This window comes from Pseudomonas sp. JL27(2026) (assembly GCF_056933555.1).
Map to the genome: position 1 here is coordinate 4,297,501 of NZ_CM167794.1, position 9,605 is coordinate 4,307,105.

Annotated in this window: 8 protein-coding genes and 1 tRNA gene; 7 read left to right on the forward strand and 2 right to left on the reverse strand. The window is 53.8% G+C overall.

All coding sequences use genetic code 11. From position 1 onward, the window contains the following. Positions 1-385 precede the first annotated feature (385 nt). Entirely contained in the window at positions 386-1,003 is a 618-nt protein-coding gene (locus AC1Z1G_RS19585; protein ID WP_483621922.1) for a LysE family translocator, read from the forward strand. Between the two features lie 394 nt (positions 1,004-1,397). Next, positions 1,398-2,186, forward strand: coding sequence for a 5'-nucleotidase, lipoprotein e(P4) family (locus AC1Z1G_RS19590; RefSeq protein WP_483627923.1), 789 nt, complete (start codon positions 1,398-1,400; stop codon positions 2,184-2,186). 359 nt (positions 2,187-2,545) lie between these two features. Here AC1Z1G_RS19590 and AC1Z1G_RS19595 read toward each other — a convergent pair. Continuing rightward, positions 2,546-2,640: transfer RNA gene (locus AC1Z1G_RS19595), tRNA-OTHER, on the reverse strand. Positions 2,641-2,715: 75 nt separating this feature from the next. Between AC1Z1G_RS19595 and AC1Z1G_RS19600 the strand changes: the two genes are divergently transcribed. Beyond that, the gene (locus AC1Z1G_RS19600) at positions 2,716-3,927 is read left to right on the forward strand and encodes a phage integrase (protein ID WP_483621924.1); all 1,212 of its coding nucleotides are present in this window, start codon (positions 2,716-2,718) and stop codon (positions 3,925-3,927) included. On the opposite strand, the gene AC1Z1G_RS19605 is transcribed toward AC1Z1G_RS19600, so the two are convergent. Further along, entirely contained in the window at positions 3,924-4,496 is a 573-nt protein-coding gene (locus AC1Z1G_RS19605; RefSeq protein WP_483621926.1) for a hypothetical protein, read from the reverse strand. The two genes, AC1Z1G_RS19600 and AC1Z1G_RS19605, sit on opposite strands and share 4 nt — an antisense overlap. A gap of 78 nt (positions 4,497-4,574) precedes the next feature. On the opposite strand from AC1Z1G_RS19605, the gene AC1Z1G_RS19610 reads away from it, so the two are divergent. The 4 genes from AC1Z1G_RS19610 (at position 4,575) to AC1Z1G_RS19625 (ending at position 9,559) form a co-directional block, all read left to right on the forward strand. After that, entirely contained in the window at positions 4,575-4,775 is a 201-nt protein-coding gene (locus AC1Z1G_RS19610; RefSeq protein WP_483621928.1) for a helix-turn-helix domain-containing protein, read from the forward strand. 378 nt (positions 4,776-5,153) lie between these two features. After that, on the forward strand, positions 5,154-6,167 hold the full coding sequence (locus AC1Z1G_RS19615; RefSeq protein WP_483621929.1) for a toprim domain-containing protein: 1,014 nt from the start codon (positions 5,154-5,156) through the stop codon (positions 6,165-6,167). Further along, positions 6,164-7,951, forward strand: a complete 1,788-nt coding sequence (locus AC1Z1G_RS19620) for a DUF927 domain-containing protein (RefSeq protein ID WP_483621930.1) — start codon at positions 6,164-6,166, stop codon at positions 7,949-7,951. The genes AC1Z1G_RS19615 and AC1Z1G_RS19620 overlap by 4 nt, the downstream gene beginning before the upstream one ends. 1,089 nt (positions 7,952-9,040) lie before the next feature. Beyond that, positions 9,041-9,559 (forward strand): Hcp family type VI secretion system effector, encoded by a 519-nt coding sequence (locus tag AC1Z1G_RS19625; RefSeq protein ID WP_347903517.1) that lies wholly within the window; start codon positions 9,041-9,043, stop codon positions 9,557-9,559. The last annotated feature ends 46 nt before the right edge of the window (positions 9,560-9,605 follow it).

A 9,605-nucleotide genomic window follows, 5' to 3' on the forward strand; every position in this document is an offset into this window, starting at 1 on the left:
ACACCTCAGCAATCCCCCCCCTCAGAAGACGAAGAAATGCGAAACCACCAAAATAGCCATCCAAGCGGAGCCACCTACCTATATATGAACAGCCAAACCCCACACCCACCCCGCAACCGCACAAGCATGATAGGCAACTGCCACATAGCAGGAGTCAAACCAAGGCAAGCACTTCGAGTACTGCCAACCAAATGGACAACCAGGAGACCGTTGCCGCCCCCAAGAACGATGCTCGCTCTCAGCGGAAGGCTTATAAAAACCACTACGCTCGAAAGCCCTGCATCGAGCTAACATTGCGATGTATGTTGAGGTCATAAGCGCCCCAGACTTGAAAGCATCTCACTTTAATAACGATCCCCGTCCACAGCACACGCAAGGAATGCATATGATCGACGGCCCCGCCGTTCTGACAGTTTTTTTGGTCTACCTGGCCGGGGTCGTTATCCCAGGGCCAAATTTCGTTGCTGTGGCCCACAAAGCAGTAGCCGCTACGCGCTCCGAAGCTCTGGCACTGGTAGCGGGTATCGTGATGGTCAATTTGTTCTGGGCTAGCTGCGCAATTGCAGGTATTGGCTTTGTATTTGCAACCTTCCCTTGGGCCGCACTGACCGTGAAGGTCGTGGGGGCAGCCTATTTAATCTGGTTTGGATGCCGGTTGCTGATCAAGGCCGGGAAGAGCTCACTTGCACCGAGTCGCAATGGCGTCACCAGAAACTTTCGGCAGTCATTTGTTCAAGGGGTTGTGACTAACATTGGCAACCCTAAATCCATGGCTTTCTATGCGGCTGTTTTTTCAGCGGCAGCACCCACCCATGTTTCACAGGGTACGTTCCTGTCCATGCTGGCAGTCGTAGTTGCAGTGTCGATGGCTTGGTACGGAGTGGTCGCAATCGCCCTTTCGCAACCCAAGGTCGCTACAGCATATAAACAGAGGAAGAAAGCAATCGATCGACTCTGCGGCGGCTTGATTCTTTTCCTGGGAATCCGGCAACTGGTTCGATAAGCACACGATTGAGTTTCGGTCTAGACCGCCCCTTGCTATGACCTCTGAGGAGGCCATAGCAGCCATCACCTACAAATGCACTTTTTCACTCTCGATTGAAAGCAGCCAGCCCCCAACCCCACCCACACACAAATCTGAGTACCAGGTGGAGTGAAGCCTAATGCTACGGCCAAGGAACGTATCCGATATCTACCCCTTCTGGACTCCAGAGCAAAAGGCGGGAATTACGCCTCATTGATCTAAAAACGCGACACCTGCATTGAGCGTAAACGCGGGGTGATATAGAACACCCTGGCAGTGTTTGTTGAAGCTGCTCAATCCTCGCTTTAAGGGCTCAAATGTGAAAATAAAAATAACTAAAACCCTAATCACCCCCTTGTTCTTCTCGCTTCTGATGCTTCAGGGGACACCAACCTTTGCTGAACAGATCGCCGCCGCCCCTCCATCCAATCTTTTGACCTCCGCCGTCGCCTGGAAGCAAACAGCCGCCGAGTTCGAAGCGCTCTATTATCAAGGCTTCAACATAGCGAGAATGCAGCTGGATCGAGCCCTCCAAACTCATAAGGACGGCGATCGACCTTTAGCCATCATCAGTGACGTCGATGACACCGTTCTGAGTAGCAATAGCTACTGGGGCTACATGATCAATTCGGGGAAAGAGTTCTTCGACGACGATGCCTGGGACAAATGGGTTGCTGAGAATGGGCCTGTCGCCACGCCAGGAGCGTTGGAGTTTTTGAATTACGCACAATCGAAGGGCGTAGACGTTTTCTACGTCACCAGTCGTGATCAAGGCGAAAAGACCTATGAGTACGCCCTGGCCAATCTGCGTAAAAACAAGCTGCCTTTTGCCGATGAAAAACACCTGACGGTTTATCGCGACAGCTCTAACAAAGAACCACGACAAACAGAAATCGCCAAAGATTATGACGTGGTAGTGATGCTGGGTGACAACCTCAACGACTTCAAGCGCAAGTATTACGTCGCTGACGTCAAGCACCGCAATAGCCTGATGACTGAAGATAAGGAGCAATTTGGCCGCAAGTTCATCATCTTCCCAAACCCTACTGACGGGCATTGGCTCAAGGCGATTTTTGGTGACTCCGAACCACCCGCCACGCCGGAGAATCGCGCCAAGTTCAAGGCAGCGGCCAGCTCAACAGCTTGGCAGTTGAAGCAGTAAGTGGGCGCCCTGACAGCAGACTGGAGCAGGCATCGCTCAATTGTGATCACGACTCACATTTGAGCCATCCATAGCGAAGTGGGATTTTCTCACTTCTCTGCTGGTGACTGATGCGACTTCCAGCTTATAGCCAGCACCCGCGGCGATTAGGGACAAAGCGAGAGCTGGTATCAACAAGTAACCGCCCCCTGCTTTTTGCCTCGAACAGTTTTGTATCGACGGAATAACCCTGCGCCCATAAAAAAACCCACTTCGAAAATTCTCGGTGGGTTTTTAACGGCAATCGACTTTCATTTGCACCCACCACGCCCCATAAGGCTCTGATATTGAGTGCTGAAATCGCTGGATGCCTGAGTTATTGGTGTCCCAGGGCAGGTTCGAACTGCCAACCTTCCCCTTAGGAGGGTTATATGGCGCGTAGCAAACAATGGATGGTCCCCGTATATACTGGGTCTTTCCGTCCAGTTGTGTCTGGTAAAACGGTTCCGTATAGTCATTCTTGCACCCATATTGCACCCATGAGATTCAGGTGAAAGAAAAGCTAACCGCCAAACTGCTGTCGTCCATGCAGGTCACAGGTCGAGAGTACGAGATCCACGATACTGCCGTCACAGGTCTTTTCGTCCGTGTAACAGCTGCCGGCGCTAAGTCATACGTAGTGACATGGGCCCGAGGCCGCAAAAAGACGCTTGGCCGCGTTGGGATCCTCACGCTTGATCAGGCCCGGCAAGAAGCCACGCAGTACCTCGCAGAAGCGCGAAAGCTTGGAGAGCCATTAGCGGTAACACAAGGCCGTAAAGGGGCCACGCTCCCCTCTCTTCGCGACTTTATCGACGACACCTATATGCCGTGGTTTAAGACGCACCACAAGGGCCACGAAAAGACTCTGCACACGCTAGACAACAACTTTGACGCGATCATGTCCCAGCGAATCGACGCAATATCTGGCCGTGACCTGGAGCAAATCCGTACGGCTTGGATGCAGGCTGGTAATAAGGCATCGACAGTGAATCGAAAAATGGGCTCGATCAGCGGCGTGTTCAGCCGTGCGGTTGAGTGGGAGTACATCAGTACGCACCCACTCGCCAAGCTGAAACAGCTCAAGGTCGACTCGTTGGGCCTGGTTCGCTACCTGGACACTGATGAGGCCAAACGCCTCCGCGAAGCCCTAAATACTCGGCAAGACGAAATACGAGCTGGGCGTGAGAGCGCGAATCAGTGGCGGGCGGATCGCGGCAAGCAACAGATGCAAAGTTTGCTGCAACTGCCATTCACTGATCACCTGAAACCAATGGTGCTGGTATCACTGAACACCGGCATGAGGCGCGGGGAGCTATTCGATTTGAAATGGTCTGCTGTGAACTTCAGCACAAACACAATCACTGCCGCTGGCGATACAACCAAGACGAGCGACACACGGCACATCCCAATGAACAAGGAAACCGTGAGCGTTCTGGAGCACTGGAAAAAACAGGCTGGCAAATCTCGGTATGTGTTCCCGAGCCAGGAAGGTGGTCGCCTAGAGGACGTTAAAAGCGCCTGGCTCAGACTGCTAGAGCGGGCCAAGATCGAGGGCTTTCGCTGGCATGATATGCGTCATGACTTCGCGTCACGCTTGGTGATGGCCGGCGTGCCGCTGAACACAGTACGAGATCTTTTAGGGCACTCAGACATCAAAATGACACTTCGATACGCCCATCTAGCACCAGGCACAAAAGCCGCAGCAGTAGAGCTTATCTAGCTCTCTTCGCCTCTCATTTTCTTGTAATCCTCGTACGAAACCACTAACGGCTGATTGTTATCCAGAAAAGCTATATAGCCTTCGATGATCGGCCACTCCTTTTTCACTAGCTCCAGGTTCACGTAGTGCTTGTCGTACGTACCTCCCCATAAGGCCGTATGGCCGTTCAAATCGCCGAAAAGATCAAAATCGCCTTTGAAGCGCTCAGAATCAATGACGACCTTCGCCTGGCGAGAAAGAGTTTCCCCACAAAAATCCGGCCCGATCGTGCCTGCTCTTAGCTTAAAAACAACCTCATCCTGATCCCATACAGCGTCAAACACTGTTAAAAAATTCATATCTGGGCCGTTAGGTAGATGCCCTCCCCGAAAAGGGCTCTGAAGTGTCAGGTCAGCTAGCCCTACCTCTACAAGCTCCTCCAAGAGCTTCACGATTTTCTTGTTCTGCATACTCGCAGCGATGTCCAAGGCATCTTTCAGTCTCGGGTCGATCCGTGCCGATATCACGACTTTTTTTGACCGGTTTGCCATATGAGCCCCACAAGTGTCTACAAGCAAAACAGCTTGCATGCGATGTTACTTACAAATACTATGTTTACGTTCAGCACAGTATCGTACAGTCCATGTGGACACTCAAGGAGAAAGAAAATGACCCAAGCAGAAACCGCGCCCTCGCTATCTGTCAGCGTTGAAGAAGCTGCGCGGCTCACAAGCCATTCAAGGTCGGGAATTTACGAGGTAATCGGTTCAGGCGACCTCAAAGCGTTCAAGCTTGGACGCCGACGTCTGATCCTAATGACCGAACTGAAAGCTTGGATTGAGCGCGTAGCTAAGGATGGCGCCAGGTGATGGCTACAACGCCAAAGGAAGTAAAACGAGAAGGGATTCAAATCACACTGCGGCCTGATGAGCACAGGCCTGAAAGAAAAAGTGCCGAGTCAGTGTTTCGACCACTGACCCGACCCACCGCACAGAACTCTTAGAAAAAACCATGCGACCACTGAATTCTACCCCTCTGCTGATAAACGATGCCAGCACTGCGCCCCTTACATGTAAACAATCGCCGTCTTCCAGACTCGCGATTATCCAGTACTACGACGGACAGGCACGTCGGTGCCGCACCAAGATCGGGTACATCGGCGAAAACGGCTTGGAGCCCAACCAACCTTACACCCTGAACGAACACGGGAATTTAGTGCTAGTCGCTGTGGGGCATGGAGGTGTGCAATGAGCAGTCTCAGCCCTATTGATCTGATACGCCAAACAGCCCTGTACGCCCTGAGCGCTGCCGAAACACTGCTGCCTGAATGGCTACCTGGAGGCACACGCAAAGGCCGCGAATGGGTGGCACCCAACCTTGCTCGCGGGGATCAAAAAGCCGGCTCCTTCGGCGTGTCGCTCGACTCTGGCCGGTGGAATGATTTTGCCGACGACAGCGCGCACGGCGGTGACTTGGTGTCACTGTTGGCCTACCTCAATGGTTGCCGACAAATGGACGCAGCCAAGGAGATTGATGAGCGCTTGCGCCTAGGCCTGTTCCACCTCTCGACTGCCGATGTTCAACTGCTCCAAGAGCGCAGTCGACATGTCGATCAGGAACGCAAAGCATCCGCCCTGCGCGCACAGCAACTCCAGGAAGAAAAGCATCTGGAAGCTGCTCGACACGCTGCGCAGCTTTGGAAAACGGCGAAGCCCGCCGACCGCTTACACACGTACCTGATGGCCAAGGGGGTGCCCCCCTATCAGTTGCGTCAGTTGGGTCATGGTCGGCTGGTCGTTCCTCTCTGCCATGAGGGCCGCCTGATCAACCTACAGACCATCACATCAGATGGCAGTAAACGCTTTCTACCAGGCGGCCGAGTACAAGGTTGCTACTCACCACTGGGCAAAATCTCCGAAGGCTGTCGCTTGTATGTCTGCGAAGGCTGGGCCACCGGTGCAACCTTGCACCGCAACACTGGCAGCCCTGTGGTCTGCGCCATGAACGCGGGCAACCTCAAGTCGGTGGCCATAGCAATGCGCGAGCGCTATGGCGACACACTGGAACTGGTAATCGCTGGTGATGATGACCGCCAAACCAAAGGAAATCCTGGAAGAACCGCCGCCAACCAAACCGCCCATGCAACTGGGGCTCTTGTGGTGTTTCCCAACTGGCCTCTAGACGCCCCGTTCGGCCTATCCGACTTCAACGATCTGTACCTCTGGCTAACCGGCCAATACAAAGAGAGCCGCAAGCCATGAACACCCACGAAAAAAGCCTGACCCTAAGCCTGGTCGGCGATCCTAAAGTGCCATCACCTGAAAAACTGGAACGGCCGCATTTTGCCGTGTACGAACACGCCTGCAATGTCGAGGGAAAAACGTACAAGGCGGGCACCTGGTATCACGGATTGAAACAAAACGGGTCAGAGGAAAAAGCCATTCCAGTGGATCACTGGATCTGCACACCTTTAAACGTTGAAGCTGAAACGGTTAACTCAGAAGACGGCAGCATTGGGCGCCTACTTTCTTTCAGTCACCGGGGGCGGCGTATTGAGTGGGTGATGCCCATGGAAGCACTCGCAGGCAAAGGTGATGAAGTCATGAAGGTCTTGATGAACCGAGGCTTGGTCATCGAGCACCACCAGAGACGCCAAATCGTTCCGTATCTGGCGAGCCATCACTCGCCTGACCTAGTGATCGCTACCACTACTAAACCTGGATGGCATGAGTCAGGGGCATTTGTGCTGCCCTCACGAGTCATAGGCAGCAGCAACGTGCGATTCCAGGACTCTGGCCGGGCGATAAATGTATTCACCTGCAAGGGGACTCTCTGCAACTGGCAAACCGAGATTGCTACACGCTGCCTGGGCAACCCCGTATTGATCCTGTCGGTCTGCTGCGCCTTGGCTGGGCCTCTGCTCGCCAAGGTAGGAGTTAATGGCGGTGGTGTTCACCTAGTGGGCGACTCTTCAAGCGGTAAATCGCTCGCCCAGCTCTTGGCGGCGTCAATCTGGGGGAACCCCGGCACCTTCGCAGCATCGTGGGATGTGTCGAAGGGCGGTGTCGAAATCGAGGCTGCTTCGCGCAATGACACCGTGCTGATCCTGGACGAAATCAAGCGAGCTGATCCCAAGCGTGTCCAGGAAATGGCGTATGCCATCGCCAACGGCACGGGCAAAGGCACGATGACCCGAGAGCGTGAAGGCCGCGCCAAATTGACCTGGCGTGTACTCGCGCTCTCCAGTGGTGAACGATCGTTATCAGACCACGCTGCCATCGGGGGCAGTAGTGCACACGCAGGAGCCGAGTTGCGCATGGTGGATGTGAATGCTGGCACTCGTACTCACCGTGCCTTCGATGATGTACATGGTCTGACAGGACAAGAGTTTCACCGAACGCTTAACGATGCCGTGTCACAGCACTATGGTCACCTTGGCCCAGCATTTGTGGAGTCGCTGATTCAGCAACCCGAGGATCTGCACAGTGCATTCAGGAAGGAGCGGGAATCCTTCGGCACCGATAGTTCGCAGGCTGGCCGGGTTGCTGATCGTTTTGCAATTATGGCGCTGGCCGGTGAACTGGCCATCCGTCGCAAGCTGATTAATTGGCCGGAAGGCACAGCCACAAAAGCCTGCTGTCTCTTGTTCAACGAATGGCTCTCAACCGCCGGAGACGGTAACGCGGAAGACCGCCAGATTCTGCGTGGTGTCGCTCACTTTATTTCCCGCCACGGCGATAGCCGTTTTTCCAGCGTGCACGACACCCATCCAAACGCGACCGTTCACAACCGAGCGGGCTACTACGAGATCGAGCATGGAAAACGACTCTATCTGTTCAATGCCCCAGCGTTGGAAGAGGCCGCCATTGGCTTTGGCAGAAATCGGATTGTTCGTGCTCTCCAAGGGGTTGAAGCGCTGGCCAAAGTGGACATCGAGGCCAATCAGAAACGGTCAATGAAGCGCTACAACACGCCAGGCGGTGGTGATGCACGCTTTTACGTGATCGACCCCAAGAAATTGGAACAGAACGGGGCCAGCCAGTGAACAAGCGGTCTCCAGTCCGCTTTCCAAGCAACACGTATTTATATGATCAATCCTCCAATGTATCTTTTTCCGGAGGGATCAAGGGAATAAGGGAACAGCCCAGGAATCACGCGGCCTCCATCAATCCCTTAATAGATACGAAAGTAGGGATAAGGGAATACAACTCTGTTCAGTTCAATAAAGACTACTGCCACCTGCCTCATTCCCTGAAAAAAAGTCAGGGATTGTCTCAAGGCTCTGAAAGGCCCGATTTATAAGGGCTTGCCCTTGATTCCTTGAATCCCTCGGCTTTTCGAAATCAGACGTGTAATAAGGGGGTGGCACACTTTTTTGTTGAAAAAATACGGGGCGACCGAGTCAAAAATTACAGGCTCAGCCTAAAGACGATCAGACACACCTACGGCCTCCCCCCACCTCTTGGCGAGCAGCTTTTGAGCCCTTCAATTCGACGGGCTGAAAGGTCTGAACGAAAAAGCCCCGCTCGGTCTTCCGACGGGGCTTTGTTTTATAGCGCTGTCCCGCCCTGAATAAGGTTTACACCTTCAGACTTCTTTTCAGGAAGGTGCAATGGATACGGGCGCGAAACGCAGTCAGTGCCGTTCAGGCACTGGCAGTAGAGCCGAGCAAATGATGGGGGCACGTCATCACGCGATGAAATCTGTGCTTTCGCTCACGTGACTTGATTGTTGTCTGAGCAATCAAGCTGCTGTGTTGCAGACCGTAGGGCTCGTTGCCCGTTTCGACGATTTCTTGCCCCCGATTTGAGATTTAGCCGGGAGGCGGCCTTTTGTCTATGTGCGCAACTTCTTGCGCACTTGTTTCCAGAAATCCGCCCACCAATCCCCTACAGCCCACGGCCCACCTGGGCTGTAGCCGAGTGCGCAACTTCTTGCGCAGTACTGCGCAACTTCTTGCGCACTTTAGCGACTGTTCCTACGCAAAAGAGGGCAAGGTCTCACAGGGCAATCTAATAATTAATTGATTTAAATAGTATTTTTCATACATGGCACAAACCTTGATACATAAAGATCACCCACCGGGCGATTTCGCCCCCGGGCTATCTCATTTATGTAAGCAAGGAGAGCATCCATGGCAACACCAGCGTATATGTCCGTCACCGGCGAAAAACAAGGCCTGATCACCGCCGGCGCCTTCACCGCTGACTCCGTTGGCAACACCTACCAGGAAGGTCACGAAGACCAGGTCATGGTTCAGGGTTTCAGCCACGAAGTGATCATCCCGCGTGACCCGCAGTCCGGCCAACCAACCGGCCAGCGCGTTCACAAACCCGTGGTTATCACCAAAGTCTTCGACAAGGCTTCCCCACTGCTGCTGGCTGCCCTGACCTCGGGCGAGCGCATGACCACTATCGAAATCAAGTGGTACCGCACCTCCGCTGCCGGCACCCAAGAGCACTACTACACCACCAAACTTGAAGACGCGATCATCGTGGACATCAAGGACTACATGCACAACTGCCAGGACCCATCGAACTCGCACTTCACCCACCTGGAAGACGTGCATTTCACCTACCGCAAAATCACCTGGACCCACGAAGTATCCGGTACTTCGGGTTCCGATGACTGGCGTTCCCCGGTCGCTGGCTAAGTCTGGCCGACCGTTACACCACATCGGCCAGCGCTGCTGGTCGATG